This window comes from Novosphingobium sp. BF6 (genome assembly GCF_058273105.1).
Window position 1 is genome coordinate 925,001 of sequence record NZ_CM177776.1, and the last position, 24,991, is coordinate 949,991.

Annotated in this window: 16 protein-coding genes, 1 tRNA gene, 2 rRNA genes and 3 pseudogenes (1 of these 22 only partly in view); 17 read left to right on the forward strand and 5 right to left on the reverse strand. The window is 61.9% G+C overall.

Annotated elements, in window-relative coordinates:
* The 10 genes and pseudogenes from AC4D6D_RS19530 to AC4D6D_RS19575 form a co-directional block, all read left to right on the forward strand.
* A 23S ribosomal RNA gene (locus AC4D6D_RS19530) occupies nt 1-255 on the forward strand (it extends 2,539 nt beyond the left edge of the window).
* Nucleotides 256-390: 135 nt separating this feature from the next.
* Nucleotides 391-505: ribosomal RNA gene (gene rrf / locus AC4D6D_RS19535) — 5S ribosomal RNA — on the forward strand.
* A gap of 112 nt (nt 506-617) precedes the next feature.
* A tRNA-Met gene (locus AC4D6D_RS19540) sits at nt 618-694 on the forward strand.
* 171 nt (nt 695-865) lie between these two features.
* Nucleotides 866-1,439 (forward strand): annotated as a pseudogene (locus tag AC4D6D_RS19545) (transposase); the annotation flags it as partial.
* Entirely contained in the window at nt 1,416-1,760 is a 345-nt protein-coding gene (locus tag AC4D6D_RS19550; RefSeq protein ID WP_491328776.1) for a LysR substrate-binding domain-containing protein, read from the forward strand. The pseudogene AC4D6D_RS19545 and the gene AC4D6D_RS19550, both read left to right, overlap by 24 nt.
* On the forward strand, nt 1,757-2,047 hold the full coding sequence (locus tag AC4D6D_RS19555; protein WP_491328681.1) for a LysR substrate-binding domain-containing protein: 291 nt from the start codon (nt 1,757-1,759) through the stop codon (nt 2,045-2,047). The genes AC4D6D_RS19550 and AC4D6D_RS19555 overlap by 4 nt, the downstream gene beginning before the upstream one ends.
* Before the next feature lie 179 nt (nt 2,048-2,226).
* Nucleotides 2,227-3,216: an AraC family transcriptional regulator gene (locus AC4D6D_RS19560; protein WP_491328682.1), complete on the forward strand. Its 990-nt coding sequence runs from the start codon at nt 2,227-2,229 to the stop codon at nt 3,214-3,216.
* A gap of 170 nt (nt 3,217-3,386) precedes the next feature.
* A complete protein-coding gene (locus AC4D6D_RS19565; protein ID WP_491328683.1) occupies nt 3,387-8,021 on the forward strand; it encodes an autotransporter domain-containing protein in 4,635 nt (1,544 codons plus the stop codon).
* Between the two features lie 29 nt (nt 8,022-8,050).
* Nucleotides 8,051-8,455, forward strand: a complete 405-nt coding sequence (locus AC4D6D_RS19570; protein ID WP_491328684.1) for a GFA family protein — start codon at nt 8,051-8,053, stop codon at nt 8,453-8,455.
* Nucleotides 8,456-8,688: 233 nt separating this feature from the next.
* Nucleotides 8,689-9,322: pseudogene (locus AC4D6D_RS19575) on the forward strand (tyrosine-type recombinase/integrase).
* 136 nt (nt 9,323-9,458) lie between these two features.
* Here the strand turns inward: AC4D6D_RS19575 and AC4D6D_RS19580 are convergent.
* On the reverse strand, nt 9,459-10,055 hold the full coding sequence (locus AC4D6D_RS19580; RefSeq protein ID WP_491328685.1) for a TetR/AcrR family transcriptional regulator: 597 nt from the start codon (nt 10,053-10,055) through the stop codon (nt 9,459-9,461).
* 114 nt (nt 10,056-10,169) lie between these two features.
* On the opposite strand from AC4D6D_RS19580, the gene AC4D6D_RS19585 reads away from it, so the two are divergent.
* From AC4D6D_RS19585 to AC4D6D_RS19605, 5 genes and pseudogenes are all read left to right on the forward strand, one after another.
* Complete coding sequence (locus tag AC4D6D_RS19585; protein ID WP_491328686.1) at nt 10,170-12,479, forward strand: TonB-dependent receptor; 2,310 nt, start codon at nt 10,170-10,172, stop codon at nt 12,477-12,479.
* 34 nt (nt 12,480-12,513) lie between these two features.
* A pseudogene (locus tag AC4D6D_RS19590) lies at nt 12,514-13,815 on the forward strand (metallophosphoesterase family protein).
* Nucleotides 13,816-14,385: 570 nt separating this feature from the next.
* Nucleotides 14,386-15,441: a bifunctional aspartate transaminase/aspartate 4-decarboxylase gene (locus AC4D6D_RS19595; RefSeq protein ID WP_491328687.1), complete on the forward strand. Its 1,056-nt coding sequence runs from the start codon at nt 14,386-14,388 to the stop codon at nt 15,439-15,441.
* A gap of 426 nt (nt 15,442-15,867) precedes the next feature.
* The gene (locus tag AC4D6D_RS19600; RefSeq protein WP_491328688.1) at nt 15,868-16,344 is read left to right on the forward strand and encodes a histidine kinase; all 477 of its coding nucleotides are present in this window, start codon (nt 15,868-15,870) and stop codon (nt 16,342-16,344) included.
* Between the two features lie 109 nt (nt 16,345-16,453).
* The gene (locus tag AC4D6D_RS19605) at nt 16,454-16,828 is read left to right on the forward strand and encodes a sensor histidine kinase (RefSeq protein ID WP_491328777.1); all 375 of its coding nucleotides are present in this window, start codon (nt 16,454-16,456) and stop codon (nt 16,826-16,828) included.
* 66 nt (nt 16,829-16,894) lie between these two features.
* On the opposite strand, the gene AC4D6D_RS19610 is transcribed toward AC4D6D_RS19605, so the two are convergent.
* The 4 genes from AC4D6D_RS19610 to AC4D6D_RS19625 form a co-directional block, all read right to left on the reverse strand.
* Complete coding sequence (locus AC4D6D_RS19610; RefSeq protein WP_491328689.1) at nt 16,895-17,986, reverse strand: YeiH family protein; 1,092 nt, start codon at nt 17,984-17,986, stop codon at nt 16,895-16,897.
* Nucleotides 17,987-18,081: 95 nt separating this feature from the next.
* Complete coding sequence (locus AC4D6D_RS19615) at nt 18,082-18,972, reverse strand: LysR substrate-binding domain-containing protein (RefSeq protein ID WP_491328690.1); 891 nt, start codon at nt 18,970-18,972, stop codon at nt 18,082-18,084.
* Nucleotides 18,973-19,109: 137 nt separating this feature from the next.
* Entirely contained in the window at nt 19,110-19,946 is an 837-nt protein-coding gene (locus AC4D6D_RS19620) for an alpha/beta fold hydrolase (protein WP_491327992.1), read from the reverse strand.
* Nucleotides 19,947-20,205: 259 nt separating this feature from the next.
* Nucleotides 20,206-21,108, reverse strand: a complete 903-nt coding sequence (locus AC4D6D_RS19625; RefSeq protein ID WP_491328691.1) for a LysR substrate-binding domain-containing protein — start codon at nt 21,106-21,108, stop codon at nt 20,206-20,208.
* 132 nt (nt 21,109-21,240) lie between these two features.
* On the opposite strand from AC4D6D_RS19625, the gene AC4D6D_RS19630 reads away from it, so the two are divergent.
* On the forward strand, nt 21,241-21,993 hold the full coding sequence (locus tag AC4D6D_RS19630) for an SDR family NAD(P)-dependent oxidoreductase (RefSeq protein ID WP_491328692.1): 753 nt from the start codon (nt 21,241-21,243) through the stop codon (nt 21,991-21,993).
* A gap of 779 nt (nt 21,994-22,772) precedes the next feature.
* Nucleotides 22,773-24,854: a TonB-dependent siderophore receptor gene (locus AC4D6D_RS19635; protein ID WP_491328693.1), complete on the forward strand. Its 2,082-nt coding sequence runs from the start codon at nt 22,773-22,775 to the stop codon at nt 24,852-24,854.
* The last annotated feature ends 137 nt before the right edge of the window (nt 24,855-24,991 follow it).

Genomic DNA, 24,991 nt, shown 5'->3' on the forward strand with positions numbered 1-24,991 from the left:
TCGATACTTGAGAGGAGTTGACCCTAGTACGAGAGGACCGGGTTGAACATGCCTCTGGTGTACCTGTCGTTCCGCCAGGAGCGCAGCAGGGTAGCTATGCATGGACGGGATAACCGCTGAAAGCATCTAAGCGGGAAGCCTCCCTCAAGATTAGGTATCTTCGAGTCGTGATAGACCATCACGTTGATAGGCCGGGTGTGGAAGTGCGGTAACGCATGGAGCTAACCGGTCCTAATAACTCTGTTCATGCTTGATGAATCCCACCATCAATGACAGCCCTGCCAACAAGCAGCGCGGTCTTGATGATCGGACGATCATCCAGCCAGATATCAGCTCCAAATGGAGCAGCACGGGCAACATCGATTGAAAAACAGCACGCCGTCTCCATTGCTTGGTGACCATAGCGTCAGTGACCCACCCGATCCCATCTCGAACTCGGCCGTGAAACCTGACAGCGCCAATGGTACTAACGCTCAAGCGTTGGAAGAGTAGGACGTCGCCAGGCATTGAAGCCGGCGTGCTGTAAAAAACCCATCACAATGACAAAGGGCACACAAGTGCCCCAAAGAGGGCCTACGAGGCCCTCTTCGCGTCTCTACAAGACGCACATACGGTGACGCGGGGTGGAGCAGCCCGGTAGCTCGTCAGGCTCATAACCTGAAGGTCGTAGGTTCAAATCCTACCCCCGCAACCATAGCAAATTGCCTATCGCCCTCCGAGCCCGCCTTCTTCTTGGCGGGTTTTTTGCGTTCTGCGGCGATCGTCAGGATACCGGCCAAGTCGCCTTGGACATCGATGACCAACTCATCCTCCTCAGGCGTCAGTTGGACGGCTTCTATCCTAATTTTGAGGACAGGAGACGGCGATGGGGGAGCCTAATTTTAGCGATGAGTTCAAGCGCGATGCGGTGGCCCAGATCACCGAACGTGGATATCCGGTAGCGGAGGTATCCAAGCGGTTCGGCGTCAGTCAGCATTCGCTGTATGCCTGGAAGCGGCAACTGGCGAAGGTGGCGTCTGGCGATGCCAGCAAGGATGCCGAGATCCGTCAGCTGAAGCGCGAGCTGGCCCAGGTGACCGAGGAGCGCGACATCCTAGAAAAGCCACCGCGTATTTCGCCAGGGATGCAAAGTGAGATACGCATTTGTCGCCGAGCATCGTGATCAGTTCCGGGTTCGGTCGATGTGTCGGTACCTGCGCATCCAGCCCAGCGGTTTCTATGCTTGGCAGAAGAGCCCACTGAGCACTCGGGCCCAGGAAGATGCTCGGCAGACAGAGTTGATCCGGCAAGCCTGGAACGACAGCGACAAAGTCTATGGCTACCGCAAGTTGCACGACGACCTACTGGATCAGGGCGAGACCTGCTGCCCGAACCGTGTTGCCCGGTTGACCAGGCTGGCAGGTATCAAGGCGCAGATCGGCTACAAGCGTCGATCGGGGAGCTTGCGGGTCAGCCTGCCCCTAGTGGCCATGCTGCTGAGCCGGGTGCTGGCGGACTTCATGACGGCCTATCCCGACATCCGCCTCGATTTGGCTTCCAACGATCGGCTGGTGGATATGATCGACGAGGGCTTCGACGCAGTGGTGCGTACCGGGCAGCCCTTTGACAGCCGGTTGATGAGCCGCACCTTGGGGCATTTCCGCCTGAAGATCGTTGCTGCACCGTCCTATCTGGACCGTCATGGTACGCCGTTGACGCCCGTAGAGCTTAGAAATCACCATTGCCTGCGCGGACGGTCGCCGACGACTGGGAAGGTGTGACCCTGCCCTTCACGCCGGATGCCACAGGCCGTACCGTCGTGGCAGAAACCATGGTAGCCACTGCTGTCGATCCGCTGATACACCTCGCCCTGTCGGGGCATGGCATAGCGTGCCTGCCGCCTTTCGCTGTCCGTGACGCCATGGCGGACGGCCGCCTAGTCTCCCTTCTTGAGGCCCATATCGTGGAGACAGAGAAGATCAGCATTTTATGGTCTGCCACCCGCAACGAAACGCCAAAACTGCGCGCCTTAGTGGATTTCATGGCAACCCATCTTCACCTTGATTGACGACACAGCCCGATCCGGCCAAGACCAGTTGGCCGGACAAACTCCTGCCCTCTCCGCAGAACGGCGGCTTTCAGATGTAACATCGGCGTGGTTAAATGACCGGTATGGGCGCGTTACTGCCACGCCCTAAACGTCTAAATTTGTTGGCAAGGCCCGTGGACAGGGCTACCCGCGTAACGATGTCCCTCGATCCCAGCCCAGATACTGCTTCGCGAAGCTATTTCGGCACCTTTTCCGATCCGGACGCGATGGCATCGGCGATTGGGGAGATCAATTCGGGGACGCGCCCGAACCCGCTTGGCGGCGCAGGGGGCAACTTCCACGCGATGCTCGCCCGCGCGGTTCTGGACGGGCTCAATATCGGCGTCGGAAAATTCGCTCGGGGCATCTCCCAGACCGCGGCCATCCCCAATGTTCATACCTTCATGTTCGCCACCGAGCCCGGCATCGTCCGCCATGTCTCGGGACGGCAACTGTTCGGTCAACGCATCTTCCATTTCCGCCCCGACGAGCGGACGGTTACCAGTTCGCCTGCGGGCATGCCCTGGGCCTTCGGCATTATCGCCATGCCGTTCGACGTGTTAGCCGGTCACGCGCCAGATTTGATAGGGACCGATCAAGGCGTCCCCCTTGATGACGACCGGATGTTCCACGCCCCGGCGGCCGTTCTGGCGCAGCTCACAGGGCTTATGCGCGATTTCGCCGATGTGATCCGCAAGACTCCCTGGATCATCGAGGCACCCCGACCGGCACGGGCGCTTTCCGGCGCGATCCTCGACAGCCTGCTCGGCTGCCTCGCCAATAGTCAAATTGGCACCGATCGGGCGGCACTACGCCGCCACCGCGAGATTGTCGCTCGGTTCGAACGTACGGTGGAGGAGCGGCCGGAGGAGATGCTCTCGCTCGGCGCCATCTGCGCAGCCGTGGGCGTGTCGCAGCGCACCCTCAACCTGGCATGTCAGGAGTTTTTAGGCGAAAGCGCGATGCACTATGCCCGTAATCGCCGGCTCGAACGGGTGCGCGAGATACTGAGGGCATCGGATCCTGCCTCGACACTGATAACCAGCGTCGCCATGCACTATGGCTTCTGGGAGCTTGGCCGGTTCGCCCAGGCCTATCGACTTCGCTTCGGCGAACGTCCTTCCGATACCCTGCGCAGGAACGCATAGTACCCCTCGCGCCCATCGGCGCATTCATGCCGGAATTGCATAGTCGGCCACCTTGCCCTTGTGGCAAGCGGCAGCCAGGCCGTCGCCGCCGGTCGGGGAAACCGGGGCGAACAGGTCGGACTTTCAACATGCAATCTGGCCCGCCGATACGGGCCACCAGCGGGCGGGCTATGCATCATCAATTCTACAAGACGCGTGCGGCGATTACGGCGCGCGGTTCGGTTTCGCTGGCGGCGCTCGCCCTCGGGATCGGCCTGGCGCCCTCGGTGGTGCATGCCCAGCAGATCACCCAGGGCGGCGGCAACGGCGCCTGGATCACCGGCCGAACCATTGGACAGGGCGGTATCGGCGGCGGCGGCGGCGGTGCCAGCAGGGGCACCGGCGGTTCAGCAGCGCAGGCCCCGGGTGACACGGCGTCGGCAGGCGGCATCGGCTCGGGCGGAGGCGCGGGCGGCCAGCCCGGTACACCCAACGACATCGCGGCCGGCGGCGGCGGCGCGGGCGGCAATAGCGCCGGTGCGACGGGCGGCGATGGCGGCGCCGGTAATGTGGTCGCTGCCACCGGCAATTTCGCCTTCGCGATCGACTATCTGGGTAGCAACGGCGGCACGGGCACGGGCGGTTCGGCCGGTGGCGGCGGCGCGGGGCTCGTGCTGACCGGCGCCAATGTCCAGGTCACGACACAGGGTTATGACGTGGTTGGCGGCAATGGCGGCAGCGGTACAGGTCAGGGTAGCGGCGGCGGCGGCGGCGCGGCGCTGGTGTTGCTCAATGGCGGCAGCGTCACGGTCGATGGCGGCACGGGCGGTGCATTCAGCACGATCACGGGCGGCATCGGGCAGGAATATGGCGGCTCGGGTGCCGGCATATTCCTCTATGACGGCGGCACGCTGACGATCCGGAACGGCAACAAGGTTACAGGCGGCGAGGGCGGCACCTTCACTACTGACGGTGGCACCGGTGGCGCCGGGGTGCTCAGCAATCTCGGCACAGTGGTCAACGAGGGGGCGATCGCCGGCGGCGAAGGCGGCTATGGCTATTCCCGGGGCGGTGCTGCCGGCGACGGCGTGCGGGCCTGGGGCGGCACCGTCGAGAACAGCGCGACGGGCACCATCGTCGGCGGCCGGGGCGGCTACAACAACAGCGGCAACCCCAGTGATTCTACCGGCAGGGGCGGCGCGGGCGTGGGCCTGATGGATGGCCAGGCCGTCACGCTGACCAATGCCGGCGAGATCAATGGCGGCGCGGGTGGCCCACGCTATGCGTTCGGCACCAGGGTCGGCGCGGGCGGCATGGGCGTGGTGGGTGCCGAGCATGGCGGCTCCACGATCATCAATTCGGGCATCATCCGTGGCGGCGTGAACGCATCGTCGCAGCGCAACCTTGCGATCGGCCTGTACGGCGACAACAACCGGCTCGAGCTGCGGGCGGGCTCCTATATGGACGGCGGCGTCGTGGTCCAGGCCGGCGTCAACAATGTGCTGGCACTGGGCGGCAGCGCCGATTCCTCCTTCGACGTCACGGAGATCGGCTCCACTGCCAGCTTCAACTATTATCTGGGCTTCGACACCTACGAGAAATCGGGGGCGAGCACCTGGACGCTCACCGGCACCGGCAACCAGGACTGGCGGATCACCGGCGGTAATCTGATCGGCGACACCAACAGCCTGGGCGGCAACCTGACATTCACCTCCGCCCCGCTCACCAGCGTCGTGGCGTTCAATCAGACGTTCGACGGCAGCTATGCCGGTACGATCTCCGGCACCGGCACCATGCTCAAGATGGGCAGCGGCACGGTCACGCTGACCGGCAGTTCCTCGGTCGACTGGGCGATCAACCAGGGCGGCGTGATCGCCGATGCGAGCAGTTTCACCGGCAACGCCAAAATCCTGGCCGGCGCATCGCTGACCTTCAGCCAGACCGGCAACGCCAGCTATGCCGGCACGCTCGTGGACGCCGGCGACCTGCACAAGACAGGCGCCGGACGGCTCACGCTGACCGGCGATTCATCCTGGCTCACCGGCACGACTTTTGTCGATGCCGGCACGCTGGTGGTGAATGGCCGGCTCGGCTCGAGCGTCACCGTGGCCTCCGGCGCTGCCGTTGGCGGCTCCGGCACCATCGGTCGCACGATCGTGCAGAGCGGTGGCCATCTCGCCCCGGGCAACTCGGTCGGCACGCTGAACGTCGTCGGCGGCCTCACGGTCGCGGCGGGCGCCAATCTCGATTTCGAGCTGGGCCGACCCAGCGGCACGGCCCTTTTCGGAATCAGCGACCGGATCGTCGTCTCGGGCGGCGACCTCGCGCTCGACGGCACGATCAACCTGAGCCAGAGCGGCAACCCGGCCGATGGTGCGGCGGGGATCGGCTATTACCGGTTGATCAGCTATACCCACCAGATCGCCAGCAACACCGCAGTGATCGGCACCACGCCCGGACTCAGCAACGTCAATTACGAGCTACAGGTCGGCGGCGGAAGTGTAGACCTGTTCATCAGCCCGTCGCTGATCGTCGGCGACGATACGCTGCAGCACTGGCAGGGCGGCGACGGAACCTGGAACGCCGCAAGCAGCCAGTGGCTCAACCAGGGCGGTACTGCCCCCGTGAGCTGGACGGGCAACCACGCCGTATTCAAGGACGCGGACGGGTTCATCGGCGGCATGATCACGGTGGAAGGTGCGCAGTCGTTCCTCGGCATCCAGTTCGTCGACAAGGGCTACGTCCTGCAGGGAAGCGGCGAATTGGTCACGGATCCTGCTGGCAGCGAAATCCGCGTGCTAGCCGACCGTGCCGAGATCGCCAGCGCAATTACCGGAACCGGCGGCATCGCGAAGACCGAAGCAGGGACGCTGGTACTCACCGGCACGAGCAGCTACACCGGTGGCACCGCCATTCAGGGAGGCACGCTGCAGCTCGGCAACGCCGGGACCAGCGGCTCAATCATCGGCGACGTTGCCAATAACGGTACGCTCGCCTTCGCCCGCTCCGATGCCGCCAGCTTTGGCGGTACTATTTCGGGTGCGGGCGCGGTGCAGATTCTGAGCGGTGCTGTCACGCTCACTGCCGATAATACCTATACCGGCGGCACGACCATTGCTGGCGGTGCGACCCTGCAACTCGGCAGCAGCGGCATGACCGGCGGGGTGACTGGAAATGTCGACAACAACGGCACGCTCGTATTCAATCGCTCGAACGATGTGATTTTCGCGGGCGCGTTGAGCGGTGCCGGCACCCTCCGTCAGTCCGGATCGGGCCGTACCGAATTGTCCGGAGACTCTTCCACGTTCGCAGGCACCGCGGTGATTGCGGCTGGAACGCTGGCCGTGAACGGCCGGCTTGGCGGCACCGTGGACGTACTGACGGCGGGCCGCCTGCAAGGCACCGGCACGGTGGGCAGCGCCACCGTTTCCGGCACCGTCGCGCCCGGCAATTCGATCGGTACGCTGAACGTCGCAGGAAACATCGTCTTCAATGCAGGCTCTGTCTATGAGGTTGAGGTCAATCCTGCGGGTCAGGCTGACCGTATCGTCGCATCGGGAACCGCTACGATCAATGGCGGCACCGTCTCGGTGCTGGCCGGTGGCGGCGATTATCGGCCGGAGACCAGCTATCTGATCCTCCATGCCGATGGAGGCATTGCCGGCACCGACCGGTTCGGCGACGTGACTTCGAACTTTGCGTTTCTCGACCCTTCACTCAGCTATGACGCCAACAATGTCTTCCTGCAGCTGCGGCGCAACGACATCGGCTTCGCCAGCGTCGGCGGTACATCGAACCAGATTGCGTCCGGCGGCGCCGCGGAGGACCTGGGCTGGGACAGCCCGGTGTTCGCTGCGGCCGTCAATCTCTCGGGCGAACAGGCGCGCGCCGCTTTCGATCAGCTTTCAGGCGAAATCCATGCCTCCGCACGCACGGCATTGATTGAGGACAGCCGGTTCCTGCGCGACGCGGTCAGGGATCGTCTGCGCGTGGCGGACACTGGCTTTGCCCTATGGGGTAACGGCTTCGGTTCGTGGGGGCATTGGTCGAACGACGGTAACGCTGCGCGTCTCGACCGATCGGTCAATGGTTTCCTTCTCGGTGCCGACGCGTCGATACTTGGCCAAGCAAGGATCGGCCTGGTGGCGAGCTACAGCCGCGCCAGCTTCGACACGAAGGCGCGCGGTTCGTCGGGAACGCGCGACAGCTACGAGTTCGGCATCTATGGCGGTGCGGATCTTGGTGCGGCAGCCGTACGGATCGGCGTGTCGCATGGCTGGCACCGGCTCGACACGAAACGCCAGGTTACGTTCCCCGGGTTCACGGATAGTCTCAAGGGCAAGCAGGATGCCGGTACGACCCAGGTCTTCGGTGAACTCGCCTATCGGATCCAGCTGGGCGCCATCCCGGTCGAGCCCTTTGCCGACATGGCCTATGTTCGTGCGACCACCGACAGCAGTGCCGAAACAGGCGGTCCCGCCGCGCTAAAGGTCGCCTCGGCGGACAGTGACACTGGCTTTGCCACGCTGGGCCTGCGTGCCGCGCCCTCGGTCTCGCTTGGCGGTGCGAAGTTTACTGTCCGTAGCGCACTGGGCTGGCGCCATGCTTTCGGGGACGTCAAGCCGCTATCCGCGATGCAGTTCGCGAATGGCGGCGATACCTTCCGCATCGCTGGTACTCCGATCGCGCGCAATGCAGCCGCGCTCGATGCCGGAATCGCTGTGGCGCTGGCATCCCGAGCAAGGCTTGGTATTGCCTATGGCGGCCAGTTCGGCGCGGGCACCAGCGACCAATCGGTAAGCGCCAACTTCAGCCTGAGCTTCTGATCTAACGCAAACCGAGCGAGGACGCAGTGATGACGGCAGTGACATCCGGCTCCTGTCAATGCGGGGCAGTGCGGTTCGACGTCCGGGGATCATTCGAGAGCTTTTTCCTGTGCCACTGCCGCCGCTGCCGCAAGGATACTGGCTCGGCACAAGCATCGAATCTGTTTTCATCAACGGCAACTGTGGTGTGGCACTCGGGAGCGGGCCACATCACCCACTATCAAATTCCTGCAACACGCCATGCCAGGAGTTTCTGCTCCGTTTGCGGATCCGCTGTGCCGAGCATCCAGATGGATGGTGCCTTGCTTGTGGTGCCCGCGGGAAGCCTTGACGACGGCATTACCATTTCGCCGGATGCTCATATCTGCTTCTCCAGTCGCGCAGCCTGGGAGGATCTGATGGTCGATGCTCCAAAGTTCGACGATCTTCCTTGATGGTCGCCGTCTCTGAGAGGTGCAAGGGCATGTTTGCGAGCGGCATCGGGTCAACTTAGGAGCAAGCCAATTCGAAAACGGCAGTTGGATCCTGCCGAAGAATCGCATCGTCTTGCTTGGCAAAACCGAACGTCGGCTTCTGGTGTCTTCAAGACGACCACTAAGCATCCGGATTGGGCCGGCCTCTCCTGAAGCGTTCTACCTATCGCCGTCAGGGCCACAGGAGATGTGTCATGGGATTATCAGAGTTTGATCCCGCCGCTCGCGAGCGGGTATCTTGGAACGCCGGGCGCAAGGTTGGTGCGAAGCGAGCGCTAAAGCCCCGTCAGATATGGCCAATCCGTTTCTTTCTCGACCAGCATGGGCGGATTCGGGACCGTGCCCTCTTCGACCTGGCCATCGATAGCAAGCTTCGCGGATGCGATCTGGTCAAGATCAGGATCAGCGATATCGTTTGTGATCGGAAAATTCGAACACGGGCCACGGTCGTACAGCAAAAGACCGGCAGACCTGTTCAGTTTGAACTGATGACCGATGCTCGCGCCAGCCTGCTCAAATGGCTGGAACTGAGAGGTGGATCCTTGGAGGATTTTGCATTTCCTAGCCGTACCGATCACGCAGCCCACATTAAGCACCAGGCAATATGCTCGCCTTGTTGACGAATGGGTCACGGGGATCGGACTGCCCGGCGAAGATTATGGCACCCACTCTTTGCGCCGAACCAAGGCGTCGATCATCTACAAGGCGACTGGAAATCTTCGCGCCGTCCAGATTTTGCTTGGGCACACGAAGATCGAAAGCACGGTCAGATACCTCGGCGTGCACGTGGAGGACGCTTTGACGCTCGCAGAGGGCACTGAAATCTGAAACTGCCCTGGGTCCTTGCCGTTGCAAAGGGCCCAGGGCTTACCGCGTGGCGGCTGCTCTGCGCCCGTCTTGGCCGTTGCTATGACCCAAGCCATTCACAAGACCTGCCGATACCGACGGCTTGTAGGTGCATCGATCAACCCGGCTCCATTTCCAGCAGCGTTAGTGCACCGTCGACGAGGCGCTCGATCTGCCGTTCAGTTAGTGTGGTGCGCAGCACAGCAACGTGAAAAATGATGTTGCCGATTAGCGTGTTGAAGGCGAAGTCGCGCACCTGTTCGCTGGTACCGGGACGGGCGCGTTCCAGCTCGCGCAAGTAGAACGCCTGCTCTTTCTCTCCGTGTCGGCCGAGAGCAGCGGCAAGGTCAGGGTGGTATTCCGCACTGACCGACATCATCAGTGTGGCCGGACCGCGTGGACCGGCCATGTAAGTGCACAACGCGCGCGCGTGGGCGAGCAGGATTGCGCGCGGCATCATTGTTTCGTCGGTTTTCGGCTCAATCCGACGTGAGGTCTCGCCGAGTATCGCCTCAACCAGTTCGGCCTTGTTGGCGAAGCGGCGATAGAGCGTGGAACGGCTGCAGCCTGCCAATTCGGACACACCTTCGAAGGTTAGGCCTTCATAGCCTTTTTCGGCAAGAATCCGCCACGTGGCCTCAGCAATGGCCACGTCCTTTTCCTCATCGCGGGGGCGCCCGCGACCCCGTGCTGGTGCTTCCGTTTCTTCTGTCATCGATTTCCCTCTAGCCGATTCAGTCTCACAAATCTGTCACATAATAACGATACACGATCGTCCCGTATTTCGGAATTGTAAAAGAGGATTCGGGTCGTGGTCGGAAAATTTGCTTTGTTCTCGAGTGTTCTGGCGCTCAGCGCTGGGCAGGCTTACGCTGAGGAGACCCCTTCGGCACTTCTGCCGGCGGAAGATGGTTCTGCCGGCGACATCGTCGTCACCGCCCGCAAGGTGAAGGAGAAAATCGGCGACGTTCCGCTCGCCATTACCGCGATCGGCGGGGAGGATCTTCGCCGGAACGACCACATCCGGCTGGAGGACCTCAACCAGCTCGTCCCCAGCACCAATGTCGTCGTCACCAATGGTCACCAGACCAGCATCTCGATCCGCGGAGTCGGCAACAACCCAGGCAGCGATGGGTTGGAAAACAGCGCGGGCGTCTTTATCGACGGCATATATCTCGGTCGCCCCGGTATGGCCGCGAGCGACCTGATCGATATCGCGCAAGTCGAAGTGCTGCGCGGGCCGCAGGGCACGCTGTTCGGCAAGAACACGACGGCCGGTGCGGTGAACATCACCACCGAGCTGCCGAAGTTCGATTGGGGCGGCCGCGCGGCGGTAACCTACGGGCGCTTCAATTATCAGCAGTACCAGGGCACCGTCACCGGCCCGATCAGTCAGGATCTGGCGTTCCGCCTGACCGGCTATGACACCACGCGCGATGGCATCGTCAAGAACATCAGCAATGGCGACAAGGTCAGCGATCTGGGGCGCCGCGGTGCGCGGCTTCAATTGCTCTACAAGCCGTCCAGCGACCTCAGCGTGCGGTTGATCGGCGAATATGCGCGTGAACAGCAAAGCTCCGGCGCGGTGACGGTGATCCCAAGCTGGGGGCTAACCCCGGCCGCGATCCAGACCAAGCTGAACGCCACCGGCGCGACGCTGACCATCGATCCGAACGGACTGACCACGGCCGCCGGCGGCCCCTACAGCACGGGCACCCGGCAGGGTGCGGGCTCGGCTGAGGTGAACTGGAACTTCGGCAGCGGCTTCACGCTCACCTCGCTCACCGCCTACCGCTACTGGCAGTACGACAGTGCGTCCGACACCGAAGGCAGCAGCGCCGATGTCATGTACGGCGGCTATCACATCAAGAACGATCAGTTCACGCAGGAGGTCCGCCTGGCCTTTCCGCGTATGGGCAACGTCGATGCCGTCGCCGGGCTCTACTACTTCTACCAGAAGGTCGATACGACGCAGTACGTCTCCTATGGCCAGGATGCAGCTGCGTGGCTGGCAGGCATGCCGACCGCGACGATCAAGGCCTATGCGCCGTACTCGGCGGCACTGGCGACTCTGCTCGCCTATAACGGCACCCGCTGGGATACCAAGGCCGCGCCGGAGACCAACAGCATCGCCGGCTTCGGTCAGGTCAACTGGCACGTTACGCCGCAGTGGAACGTGACCGGTGGTCTGCGCCTGACTTACGAGACCAAGCAGGAGGACGTGACTCGTCCGGTGCCGGTCAGCAATACGACGGGCGATCCGGTCTCCGCGCTGGCATCGCAGGCGGCGGGGCCGATCCATGCGCGGATTTCAAACACCGCGCCGTCTTTCCTGATCAGCACTGATTATCGCTTCAGCCCCTCCATCATGGCCTATGCGCTTGTGTCGCGCGGGCAGAAGGCGGGCGGGCTCAACACCACGCTGCCGCCAACGGGACTGGGTGCCGATGCGCTCAAGGTGAAGCCGGAGACGGCCACCAGCTACGAAGCCGGCATCAAGGGCGACTTCCTGAACCATGCGCTGACGCTCAATCTGGACGTATTCCGCACTGACATCCGCAACTATCAGGCCAACGTGCTGATGGAAGTGGGCGGGCAGGTCGTGCAACTTCTGACCAATGCCGGCAGCGCCCGCACGCAAGGTGTGGAAGCCGAAGCGACGCTGCGCCCGGTGCAAGGTTTCACGCTCCACGGTTTCGTTGCCTACAACGATGCCAAGTACCGCGAATACGCCGAAGGCCCGTGCCCGGTGGAAACCACCGGGCAGGCGACTTGCGACCTTTCGGGCCGCCCGATCGCCGGCGCGCCAAAGTGGACGGCCGGCATCAACGGTTCCTACGAGCATGAAATCGCATCCGGGCTGACCGGCTATGCCAGCGCCGAACTCTCCTATCGCTCGAAATACTTTGGCTCGCTCGACGATTCCGAGCTCACCCGCACCGGCGGCTACGGTTTGTTGAATTTGCGCGCGGGCGTGCGCCTGGACGACAGCTGGGATCTCTCGGTCTGGGGCCGCAATGTCACGGACAAGAAGTACGCCACCAACTACTTCAACTACGGCTCTGTCCTGCCGGGGACTTATGTCGCGTTCTTCGGCGATCCGGCGACTTACGGCGCGACGCTGCGCTTTTCGTTCTGAACCCTTTCCTGAAATTCATCGGAGCCATCCTGACATGAAACCGCTTTCCCGCCTGCTCGCCGCCTGCACCTGCCTTACCGGCATCGCTTTTGCCTCCGTACCCGCCGGCGCGGTGGACGAGACCGCCGACGACAGCTTCACTATCGCGGTGATCCCGGACACGCAGAACTACGTCGACTATACTCACCAGACCGGCGCGGGCTTTGCTTTCGACGCCAGCAAGCTGTTCCTCGACCAGATGGCTTTCGTCGCCGCCAACCTGAAGAGCGCCGGCGGCGATATCGCCTTCGTCGACGGTCTGGGTGACAACTGGCAGCACCAGTCGCTGATGATCGACCCGGCCCATGCCGCGCGCGGTTTCAAGAGGGCGCCGAACCCGATGATGGACGCTCACTTCGCGCCGACCGAGAAGGTTCACACCGTGGAAATGCCGACTGTTAGCGAGGGCTGGGACAAACTGATCGGCAAGGTTCCGTTCTCCGTCGTACCCGGCAATCACGACTACGATGCGATGTGGACGGATTCAAACCATCCGCCAGCCCCCCAGGTGCGCAGCGCGGCAGACGTGGGCATGCTGCATTCGGGCGGGTTGAACAACTGGAAGAAGGTATTCTCCGACCAGTCGAAGTACTTCAAGGGCCAGTCCTGGTACGTTGCCAGCCATGACGACGGTGCCGACAGCGCGCAGATCTTTACCGCAGGCGGCTATCGCTTCCTGCATATCGGTCTTCAGTTCGATGCGCCCAATTCCTCGCTCCGGTGGGCGGCAGAAATCATCAAGCGCTATCCCGGCCTGCCGACCATCGTTTCGATGCACGACTTCCTCGACACCGCCGGCAACCGCCTGCCCAACCCGATCATCGACAACGCGGCGGTCGATCCGGAAGACAACAGCCCGCAGATGATCTGGGACAAGTTCATCAGCCAGAACGACCAGATCTTCATGGTCCTCTGCGGTCACGAACACGCGCAGGCGTTTCGTACCGATACCAACAAGCTGGGGCATCCGGTCTATCAGGTCCTGGCCGACTATCAGGACCGCGCACAGACCGCCTAGGACGCGGGCGCCACGATGCAGCCTGGCATGGGCATCGGCGATGGCTGGCTGCGCCTGATGACTTTCGACATGGGCGCCAAGGTGCCGCAGGTAAAGGTCCGCACCTATTCGACGCACTACAAGGTCAACAGCGTCGACGCGCCGGACTACGCCAAGTGGTACAAGGCCGAGGAAAAGCCCAAGCTGACCGATGCCGAATACATGCAGGCCGACGATTTCACGATCGATCTCACCGACTTCCGGGCGCGCTTCCGCAAGCCGAAGGTGGCAGGGAAGTAGGCATACGCGAGTATGATGAGCAGCGAGTGCGATCGAAACCGCCCTCGCTTGCTTATCATGCGCACACTGTTAAATCCGTAACGCATCGTCCTTCTAGTTAACCGCTAATTTGCTTGGCGTAATTACAGATGTCGAACGTGCGTATCACCACGATACGATGGTCAAATAGTAAAGGACGCGTAATTGCTCCTCTTTACCGGATATTCTCGTTGCGGCCTGACGAGCCGCATGAACGAAGGGCAGCATTCGGGGAGGCGCTTGCCCCGGTCAACGACCGTTCTGTCGGCGGCTTCAGATGGGGGGAGGGAAGGCCTTTGGCGGTTCGGCGCCCATTCCGGTTACTTGCCCGTAACAAGACCGAGCCTGTGAGCGGCCGCCTAATGACGCCTCCTGTCCTCCACTTTCATTTGTTGTGATCCCTCTTTGAATCCATAAGCCCGCGAAACTGCATCCACGAGCGGAATGCATCAAACAAGTCTTTCAAAGCCGCTATGCCGCTTCGCATAGATCACCCCCGGCTCAAGCCTGCCTCCAAAAGGAAGCCTTGAATCAAACCGCTGGCGCAATACCATGCGCGAAAACCGGCTGCTGTTACTCGGCGACAGCATCGCTATCGGCATGCCGATCTTCACGCCCTATATCGAAATTCCGGACCTCAACGACTACCGGCTCAAAAAAGTCCTGATCGAAGCTGACCCCGCGCAGGGCTGGCAATATCCCGCGTCCGAGATCGACAAGCTTCGGGATCCCGCCGTCAAAGCCTTCTTCCTCGTCAATCCGAGCAACCCGCCTTCCGCGCGCATCTCGACAAAGACGCTGGAGCAAATCGCGGCGATCGTGAAGGATCGGCCCGATCTCATCCTGCTGACGGACGACGTCTACGGCACGTTCGCGGACGAATTCGTATCGCTGTTCGCGGTGGCACCTCACAATACCATTCTCGTCTATTCCTATTCGAAATATTTCGGGGCGACGGGCTGGCGCCTCGGCACGATCGCGACACACAGCGACAATGTTCTCGACCGTGCGATCGCCGCGTTGCCGGACGACGTGAAAAGGGAACTCGACGAACGTTATTCGTCGATCACCACCACGCCCCGCGATTTGAAATTCATCGATCGTCTCGTTGCCGACAGCCGCACCGTCGCACTCAACCATACCGCAGGTCTCTCGACGCCGCAGCAAGTACAGATGGTACTGTTTTCGCTCTTCGCGCTGATGGACATTCCCAACACCTACAAGGCAGCTATGAAGCGCCTGATCCGCGGCCGTGAGCACGCGCTCTACCGCGAGATCGGGGTAACGCCTGACGCAAACCCGGACGATGTCGGATATTACACCCTGCTTGATCTTGGTGATTTAAGCGCAAAGGCGTTCGGGAAGCCATTTGCGGAGTGGCTGCTGCGAACCGTCGAACCGCGCTCGCTGCTTTTCGAACTGGCGAAGGATTCCGGCGTAGTGCTGCTGCCTGGCACCGGTTTCGGTGGATTGACACCGGCGGGACGAGTTTCGCTCGCCAACCTCAATGAGACTGACTACGCGAAGATCGGCAAAGCAGCCAGAGCCTTGATCGAGAGATACTATCTGAAATTCAACTCCAATCAGAATGCCGAAGGCGAATTGTAGTAGGGATTACATTTGAATATAATGGTAAAGCTGTCGATTGATCACGCGGTACGATAATCCTTATTTTTTGGCAGGCCGTGCGTACCTATTCTGCGTGGCGCGACGGATGGGTGCTTGCCTATATCGGCAATGGCAATTTGTGTCTGACAGACGGCGTGCCCGGTCCGCCGACTTGTGCGAACATGTCCGGTCTGGCCGCCGACGGCAGCGGGCGCATCTGGGTTTCGACGAGCAATGGGATCGCCGTGTTCGATCCCGCCACCGCGCCTGCGGACGGGCCGCCGCCACCCGTGCTCGTGACGGCAATCGAAGCAGATGACCGGGTCATGCCGGTGAGCGCCAGACTGGAGCTGCCGCCGGGCACCGGACGGCTGCGGATACAGCTTGCCGTCGTCGATTTCGACAATCCCGTGGCGACGCGCCGCAATGTTCACGCAGTTGCCGCCCGGACATTATCGGCTCGAAGTCATAGGTGCCAATTCTCACGGCGTCTGGAATCACAGGGGCCAGACCATCGAGTTCGATGTGGCGCCGCATTACTGGCAGACTTGGTGGTTTGCTGCATCCGCAGCGCTGGCCCTGTTGGTTGGTCTCTGGCTTGCCGTGCGCTGGCATGTCGCACAGGTGGCGCGACGGGTTCGTAGCCAGGCAGCCGAACGCACGAATGAGCGCGAGCATATCGCCCGCGATATTCACGACACTCTGTTGCAAGGCATGCAGGGGGCGGTCATGCGCGTTCAGGCGATTACCTCCAGGATGCAGGCTCCCGATCCCAATCGAAAGGAACTGGAGCAAGTCTCGACAGGGCCGATGCCCTCATTGCCGAGGGCAAACTGCGCGTTCACGACCTGGATCTGGAGAGCAGCCCAGCCGACCTCCATGCCATGCTGCAGCAGGTCATGATGGAGCTGCCGTTTGCGGCCGATGTTGAACGGTCCGTCTCGATAAATGGGCACGCTCGACCGGTCGATGTGGTGGTCATCCGCGAAGTGCGCGAGATCGTGGCGGAGCGCTGTTCAATGCGGCGTGCCATGCCCGCGCGCAGACCGTCACGGTCGAGGTGAGGTTCGGTGCGCGCGCTCTGGAGGTAGTCGTGGCCGACAACGGTTCGGGTTTTGACAGTCGCAGGGATGTCGAATCCGGCTATGGTCTCATCGGGATGCAGAAGCGTGTGGGAAGTATCGGGGCCAGCCTGACGGTCGAATCCCGACCAGACGCGGGTGCTTCCATCCTGACGCGGGTTCCTTCACGCAGGGCATATCCGATCTGCCTTGGCTTTCCGGCCTGGCTGGCGAGATGGTTCTCGGGCCCTCGCAAACGACGGGGTGATCGTCGACCACCAGTACATGGATCATCGCTGCATCTTTCCGGCTTCAAGGGTGACTGACTGCATTCTCCTAAACATGCGCGGCATGAGGGAACAACCGGATTCCGTCACGCCCGAATGCCTAACTCAGGCGAGATGGAGAAAACCGATCAACGCGGCGCTGATGAAGGTCAGCCCGGCGAGAGACAGGACAACCGTAGCGGTGACCCGGATACCGGCCCCGGCGACTGAGCGAACATCGACTCCAAGGCCGAGCGCGGCCATGGAAACAACCGTCAACGTGCTCGCAAGAGTTTCAGCGGGAGCCAACAGTGCATGCGGCACCAGGTCCAGCGAACGCAGCGTGATCAGCGCAAGGAAACCGAGAATGAACCACGGCACGAGGTGATGGACAGGTAGATGGCCGAGAGCAGGGCGGTTGCCGGTGGTGACACCGGGTTCGACCTCGTCCGCTTCTTCTCGCAGCCGCGGCGCGAGCAGCGATAGCAGCAGGCAGACCGGCCCCAGCATCAGCACGCGCACCAGCTTGACCAGCGTGCCGATCTGCACTGCGACATGTCCCATCGGCGCTGCGGCGGCCAGGACTTGCGGCACCGCGTAGACCGTTAATCCGGCGAGTGCACCCGATTGGAGCGGCGTGAGTTGGAGCACTGCGGCGAGCAGCGGCAGGCCGAGTACGACGGCAACGCCCAGCACTGCTGTAAATCCGATCGATGCCGCTACATCCTCTCCCTCTGCGCCGATCACAGGTGCTACGGCCGCGATTGCGGAGTTGCCGCAAATGGAATTGCCGCAGGCGATCAGCAGTGCCATTCGTTGAGGGAGTCGTAGACTGCGACCGATGCCATAGCTGATCGCAATGGCCAGGATCACGACGCTGGCAATGCCGAGCAGCATCCACGGACCCGCCGCCAGAATAGTCGCTGCGCTGACCGAGGCGCCGAGCAATACGACGGCCACTTCAAGCAAGAATTTGGCACAGAAACCGATCCCCGGGTGCCAGTGGTGCGAAGGTGTCCAGACAGATCGTACCAGGGTCCCCGTCAGGATCGCCAGAACCAGCGCTTCGAGCCATGCGCGGCCTAAAAGATGCAATTCGATGGCCTGTAGCGCATACGCAGCCCCGGTCACTGCGAGGCACAAGCCGAGTCCTGGCGCTACACGGGCCAACGCGGTCGAACCGGAGGGCTGAGGCAGGGGAAGTGTCAGGGGCAACATTGAGCATCTCCTTTATGGAGAGGCAGATGAGCCCTCGGCGCATTGGGTTCTAACGGTGAATTTGTATGGTTCCAATCTCGGTAGGAGATTGATTTTCAGGCGCCCGGTTCGGTCGCCAGCTTGATGGTTTCCAGAAACGCATCCGCGGCCCGGCTTTGGTAGCGTTCGATTTGCCGAATGGCGTAAAATGGGCGTTCCGGTAGTGAAATCGGCAGAATTTGCACCATCCGGGCTGCCACTGCGGCCTCGACGACGCGCTGGGATAAGGCCGCGCAGCCCACGCCTTCGCGGACTGCGGCCAGGACGGCTTCGTTGGAGGGCAGAGTGAGGGCGATGTCGAGCAGGTCCGGATCAATTTCCATTCCGCGCATCGCCTGCTCGAATGTGGACCGCGTGCCCGAGCCTCTCTCGCGCATGATCCAGTGCGCTTCCCGCAGTGTTGCTGGCGTCACTGGAGGAGTTTCGCCATGCCGACTTACCAACACCATCGCGTCCGTTGCGACCTGCCAGTGCGCGAGTGCGGGATCATCCATTTCCCCCTCGATGAAGCCCAGTTCGGCCGCTCCTGAAAGAACGGTGTCGGCAGCGCTTTCGGTGTTGGCGAGCGCAATGGACACGTCAACTTTCGGGTATCTGGTGTGGAAGTGGGCCAGAATGGGCGGGAGCCAATAGCTGGCAATCGTCTGGCTGGCCACGAGGCGCAGCGAACCGCGCTGGAGGCCCTGAAATTCAGCCAGGGTTCTTTCGGCATCGGCTGCCCGTGCCAATACGGCGCGCGCTTCCGTCAGGAACACGCGGCCGGCTTCGGTCAATTCGATCCGGCGTCCAACGCGGTTGAACAGCTTGATGTCGTGACGTGCCTCGATCATGGCGATGGCGCCGCTGGCGGCCGATTGGGTGACGTGAAGAGCTCCCGCAGCCTTCGTCACGTGCTCACGTTCGGCGACGGCAACGAAAATGCGCAGATGTTCCAGCGTCGTCAGCATAGGCATCGTATCATTCATACCGGGACTGTAGCGGGCATCGGCATCGCCGACGAGACTATCCCGGCATCGGTGGATCTGACGTCAGACTGCCAAATGCGGCGCCGGGGCATGCGGCCAGAGGCCCCGGCGCTCATTGCTCAACCCTGCACGAAGGCGAGCAGGTCGGGATTGATGGTATCGGCGTTGACGGTGAGCATGCCGTGCGAGAAGCCCTCGTAGATCTTGAGCGTGGCGTTCGGCAGAATCTCGGCCTGGAGGACACCGGCGTTCTTGTAGGGCACGACCTGATCGTCATCGCCGTGGAGCACGAGGGTGGGGACGGTGATCGCCTTCAGATCGTCGGTCTGGTCGGTTTCCGAGAAGGCCTTGATGCCGTCGTAGTGGGCCTTGGCGCTGCCGGTCATGCCCTGACGCCACCAGTTGTCGATCACGGCGGGTTTCACATCGGCGCCTTCACGGTTGAAGCCGTAGAAAGGCCCTGCGGCGACATCGCGGAAGAACTGCGAGCGGTTGGCGGCAAGTCCGGCGCGCAGGCCGTCGAACACTTCGATCGGCAGGCCGCCCGGATAGCGTTCGGTCTTGAGCATGATCGGCGGTACGGCGCTGACCAGCACGGCCTTGGCGACGCGGCCCTGCGGAATGCCGTAGCGGGCGACATAGGCCGCGACTTCACCGCCGCCGGTCGAGTGGCCGATGTGGACGGCGTTCTTGAGGTCGAGGTGTTCCATCACGGCTGCGGCATCGGCGGCGTAGTGGTCCATGTCGTGACCGTCGCTCACCTGTTCCGAGCGGCCATGGCCCCGGCGATCATGGGCGACGACGCGGTAACCCTTGGAAAGAAAGAACAGCATCTGCGCATCCCAGTCGTCCGACGAGAGCGGCCAGCCGTGGTGGAAGACGATCGGCTGGGCATCCTTCGGGCCCCAGTCCTTGAAGAAGATTTCGACGCCGTCCTTGGTGGTTACATATGCCATGCGGGAATTCCTTCATGTGGGTGTGATCAGGCAGATGGGGTGGGGCCGTTGTTCGCCGCCCGTTGAAGAGATTTCTGGCGGAGATCCCTCATTCGGAAAAGCGGGATAAAATCGCATCGGAGGTTCTATGAAGTTGAATGATGAGTCAGCCGTCTATGCTCGCTCGGAAGGGATTCCATCAGAAGGGCGCGCCATTCGAAACCATCCCTTCGTATGGCCGGCATGATCTCTGCGGAATATCTGCGGAGACGAAAACTCCTCAGCTTGCGGCATCCAATGCGCGGAATGTCGCTGCGAGATGGTCGATGAAGGCGCGCACGGCGGGCGGGAGGCCGCGCCGCGTGGTGAAGACGAGATGGACGATGCCGCGCTGGCCGCCCCACTCGGGCAATAGGCGCACCAGCCTGCCCGCGGCGAGATCGTCTCGGCAGGAATGGTCGGGCAATAATGCGACCCCCAGGTTCGCCATGGCGGCCTCGCGCAAAGCAGCGAAGTCCTCGCAGGTCATGCGCGGTTCGTGACGGTGGTCGACGGTCGAACCGTCGAGGCCGGAGAGATGCCATGTGATTTCGCCGATCTCGTCGCTCGACCCCAGCGTGGGCAGAGTAGCAAGCCCGGCTATTGCATCGTCGCGCAGGCCCGCTGCCAGCGCCGGACCTGCGACCAGTATTCGCCGCGATTGACCGAGCGTGCGCATCGTCAGCGAAGCGTCGGTATCGAGCGTAACGCGCACACGCAGGGCGACATCGATGCGCTCGGCTATGAGGTCGACCGGGCGGTCGGTGGCGACGAGTTGCAACGAGACTTTGGGGTAGCGCGCAAGGAATACAGGAATATGGGGGGATAGCACTTCGACCATGCCGCGCGGACAGCTGAAGCGGATCCTGCCTTGCGGTTCGGCCTGCACCTGGGCGACGAGCGCCTCGGCTTGCTCTGCCTCCTCCAGCATGGCGCGGCAGCGCGCGTAAAAGGCCTCGCCGACTTCGGTGACGCGGAAGCGGCGCGAGGATCGCTCGATCAGACGGGTGCCAAGGCGCTCCTCCAGCGCCGCGATCCGGCGGCTCAGCTTCGATTTCGGTGTGCGCAAGGCGCGCCCGGCAGGCGCGAAGCCGCCATGTTTCACGACTTCGGCGAAATAGGCGTAATCGTTGAAGTCGGCCATGCAGGTTACCCATCGTTCTTCTAGTGGAACGATGGGTAGCGATTTTGCCATCTACAGCCAAGATCGTTCCGGATGCATTTGTTCTTCAGCGGCAGGGAAACGGTTCCCGCCGAAAGCAGAATGGAGAATGACATGGCTGACAAGTTCGCAAACAAGATTGTCGTGGTCACGGGCGGCACGACGGGAATCGGTCTGGCGACGGCAAAGGCCTTCGCCGAGGAAGGCGCCTCGGTGTTCATCACCGGACGGCGGCAGGAAGCCCTTGACGCAGCAGTCAAGGCGATCGGTGGCAAAGTTACCGGCGTGCGCGCGGACATGAGCAAGCTGGGCGATGTCGACCGCCTTTACGACGCGGTCCAGCAGCAGCATGCTGCCATCGACGTGCTCTTCGCCAATGCCGGAGGCGGCGAATTCGCACCGCTCGGCGCGATCACCGAGGAACACTACGAAAGGACTTTCGACACCAATGTGAAGGGCGTGCTGTTCACGGTGCAGAAGGCGCTGCCTTTGCTGCGCGACGGGGCCTCGGTGGTTCTGACCGCCTCGACCGTCAGCATTTCGGGCACGCCTGCGCTGAGCGTCTATAGCGCCAGCAAGGCAGCGGTGCGCAACTTCGCGCGCAACTGGATCCTCGACCTCAAGGAACGCCGCATCCGCGTCAACGCGGTAAGCCCCGGCGTCACCGATACGCCGGGTGTCGATGAACTGTTCGGCGGCGGCGAGGATGCCGAGAACACCAAGGCCTATCTTGCAGGGCTGATCCCGGCCGGACGCATCGGCCAGCCCGCGGAAATCGCCAAGGCCGTGCTGTTCCTCAGTTCGGAAGAGGCCAGCTTCGTCAACGGCGTCGAACTCTTCGTCGATGGCGGTCAGGTTCAGATCTGATCGGGTTTCCCGTGGTTCACAAGCACCCGCCTGCCGTCATCCGGCGGCGGGCGCTAGCCGCAAGCAACTCATACCCAGGAATGAGCTAGGCAGCCGCATGGACGAGGTTGATGGCCATGCGGCTGGCAGCGCGCGCATTGTGCTCTGCGCTATTCGAATCCCACCGACGCCGCAGCCATTCAGGCTCAGGGAGCAGCACAACATGATCCGGAACTTCACTTTGCGAATTGCACTCCTGGTACTTTCGGCGAGCCCCGCAATGGCAGCAGGCTCGGCCCTGGCGGCTTCGCCCAGCGCGATCGTGACGGCCGCGACATCCGATGAAGCGTTTCAGGGCGCTCGACCGAAACGTCTATGCTACGGCGTACAGGTCACGAGAGGCCATCCGGACGGGTGATGGCTGGTACCAAGCCTTTCCTCAGGATATCGTCGATAATGACGGGTACATGCCGCTTACGATGGCGGTGCTCGCACTTGGTGGGCCAGGCCAGGCTATGCGTGGTACTGCTGGCGATGCCTATTCTGGTCCGATTGACCCTGCCGAAGGACAGACCGACCGACGAGCTTGCCGCTCAGGCGGCGAAGACCTGAGCGGCGCGGCGTCCCGGCGTCATGCCGGGAAGCCTTCGCAAAGGGACGAAGATTACACTTTCCCAATGCAGGCATTAGCGGCTGGACAATTCTCCAACCATTGTTAACGGCAGCTGCGCATGTGCGACTAGCTCGCATTAGCATTGCGGGGCGGGTATCCGCGCAGCTACCTTGCCTTCGAGGGATCCATGAACCAGTACCGAGCATCATCGTTTGCCATAATCATGTCTGCCTTGACACTGGGACCATCGGCCTTTGCGCAGACCCAGGGCAATGACGACGCGGATATCGTTGTCACGGGTTCTCGCGATGCGAATGCGAGCATCACCGGCAGCGACGTTACCGTTCTCCGCTATCCGCAAAGTATCAGCGTCATCGATTCCGCAATGCTCGAAAAAATCGGCGCAACGCGATTGGACGCGGCGCTCGATCTGGCCGGCGGGGTGGCGCGTCAGAACGATTTTGGCGGACTTTGGGACAAGTATTCCATCCGCGGTTTCGCGGGTGATGAGAACGGCGGTCCGGATATTCTGATCAATCGCTTCGCCAGCAACTTGGGTTTCACACCTCCGATCGATGTCGCGACGGTCGAGCGTTTCGAATTCCTGAAGGGAGCCGCCGCGGCACTATCAGGGCGAGGGGAGCCCGGCGGCTCGCTCAACATTGTCACCAAGGCACCGCCCGAGGAATTTCAGGCAAACGCCAGCTTGAGTTACGGGAGTTGGAATGCCTTCCGCGCGACGGGAGATATCGGAGGTCCGATCAACGACATGCTTGCGGTGCGTCTGATCGGCGTCGTCGAAGACAAGGACAGTTTTCGCAATTACGTTCACAGCAACCGTGAGCTGATTGCTCCGTCCATCGCTTTCACGCCAAGCGACAAGCTCCGGTTTCTTTATCAGGCCGAATATATGCGCAATCGCGCGCACATGGACCGGGGCGTGGTCGCGATCGGCGGTGACGCGCGTGCCATGGATCGCGATACATTCCTGGGTGAGCCTGGTGACGGCCGTATGAACCAGAAGATCTTCTGGCAACAGGGAAGCATGTTCGCTTCGCTTGCAGAGAACCTGTCTCTCGAAGTGGGGCTATCGCATCGTATCGGCAGCCTGCGCGGCTATGGAACGATCGCCGATTTCGGCGCGAGGGGGTTGCAGGCGGACGGTCGCACCATCGGTCGTATGCGCCGCTACCACGATTTTTCCTGGAACGATCTTTCGGCACGGGTTGAACTGGTTTCCAAATTCGACTTCCTCGGCCTTTCCCATGATGTGCGCATCGGCTTTGATCGCGTGCGGCACGGCCTGGACAAGCTGATGACGCAAGCCCGAGGCACGGCGGCAGCTCCGATCCTGACCATCGATGCGTTCAATCCGGTCTACGGGAAGACCAGCAGTTCGTTCGCCCCCCTTCAGAACTGGCATGATTCCTTCCGCAGCGAGAGCATTTACGCCCAGGACCTGATCGAGCTGGGGCAGTTTACATTGTTGCTTGGCGGGCGTTGGAACAGCTTCCGCGAAACCCTGACGAACCATCTGCGAAGCGATGCCTTGCTGCAAACGGAGAATCGCGGCTTTACGCCGCGCGCGGCCCTGACATGGCAATTGCTGGACGGTTTGTCGCTTTATTCGAGCTGGGGTGAATCGCTTCGGCTCAACCCGTCGGATGGCGTCAGCACGTTCGATGCGGAAAAAAGTGATTCCGCCGAGATCGGTGCCAAGTACAGGCTGTTCGGAGGCAGGCTCTCCGGGCAAGTCGCGCTGTTCGATATGAACAAACGCAACGTTCTCAATCCCAATGCCACCGATCCGTTTATCAAGACCCAGATTGGGCGGCAGCGCTCGCGCGGTGTCGAGACGGAACTTACGCTCAATCTTCCCAGCGGGCTCTTCGTCAGCGCTACTTATACGCACCTCAAGGCTACGGTCGAGAATGACAATAATGCCGCTCTCATCGGCACCCGGCTCAGCAATGTGCCCAATGACCTGGCGGCCATTTATGCCAACCAGCGCCTGGGCCGTCTCGCTGTCGGTGCAGGCGTGAGCTACGTGGGAGAACGGAATGGCGACCCATATGCGTCGGGCTACATTCTTCCGCGCTACACGATCGCCCGGGCCGACCTGTCGTACGAAATCAATGATCGGTTTGGGGCGCGGTTCGACGTCGATAATCTCTTCGACACTTACTATATTACCAGCAGCTATACGAATGTCTGGACCACGCCGGGCGCGCCGCGCAGCTTTCGCGTAACGTTGACGGGCAAATTCTAAGAGGGGGTAGGGGCGCTTCCCATGATGCTATGAGTCCATCGACCGCAAGGTATACGGCGGACCAGCAGGCATCGACCGCTTCTCCCTCATCACATCGAATGTAGATGCGCAGATCCCGCATGATCGGCGCGGGAAGC

Coding starts and splice junctions, on each gene's coding strand:
- AC4D6D_RS19580 (WP_491328685.1), bottom strand. CDS start 10,055: ATGACAGAAGAAACGGAAGCACCAGCACGGGGTCGCGGGCGCCCCCGC.
- AC4D6D_RS19620 (WP_491327992.1), bottom strand. CDS start 19,946: ATGGCATATGTAACCACCAAGGACGGCGTCGAAATCTTCTTCAAGGAC.
- AC4D6D_RS19625 (WP_491328691.1), bottom strand. CDS start 21,108: ATGGCCGACTTCAACGATTACGCCTATTTCGCCGAAGTCGTGAAACAT.
- AC4D6D_RS19560 (WP_491328682.1), top strand. CDS start 2,227: ATGTCCCTCGATCCCAGCCCAGATACTGCTTCGCGAAGCTATTTCGGC.
- AC4D6D_RS19610 (WP_491328689.1), bottom strand. CDS start 17,986: ATGTTGCCCCTGACACTTCCCCTGCCTCAGCCCTCCGGTTCGACCGCG.
- AC4D6D_RS19630 (WP_491328692.1), top strand. CDS start 21,241: ATGGCTGACAAGTTCGCAAACAAGATTGTCGTGGTCACGGGCGGCACG.
- AC4D6D_RS19595 (WP_491328687.1), top strand. CDS start 14,386: ATGCGCGAAAACCGGCTGCTGTTACTCGGCGACAGCATCGCTATCGGC.
- AC4D6D_RS19635 (WP_491328693.1), top strand. CDS start 22,773: ATGAACCAGTACCGAGCATCATCGTTTGCCATAATCATGTCTGCCTTG.
- AC4D6D_RS19615 (WP_491328690.1), bottom strand. CDS start 18,972: ATGCTGACGACGCTGGAACATCTGCGCATTTTCGTTGCCGTCGCCGAA.
- AC4D6D_RS19570 (WP_491328684.1), top strand. CDS start 8,051: ATGACGGCAGTGACATCCGGCTCCTGTCAATGCGGGGCAGTGCGGTTC.
- AC4D6D_RS19565 (WP_491328683.1), top strand. CDS start 3,387: ATGCATCATCAATTCTACAAGACGCGTGCGGCGATTACGGCGCGCGGT.
- AC4D6D_RS19600 (WP_491328688.1), top strand. CDS start 15,868: ATGTTCACGCAGTTGCCGCCCGGACATTATCGGCTCGAAGTCATAGGT.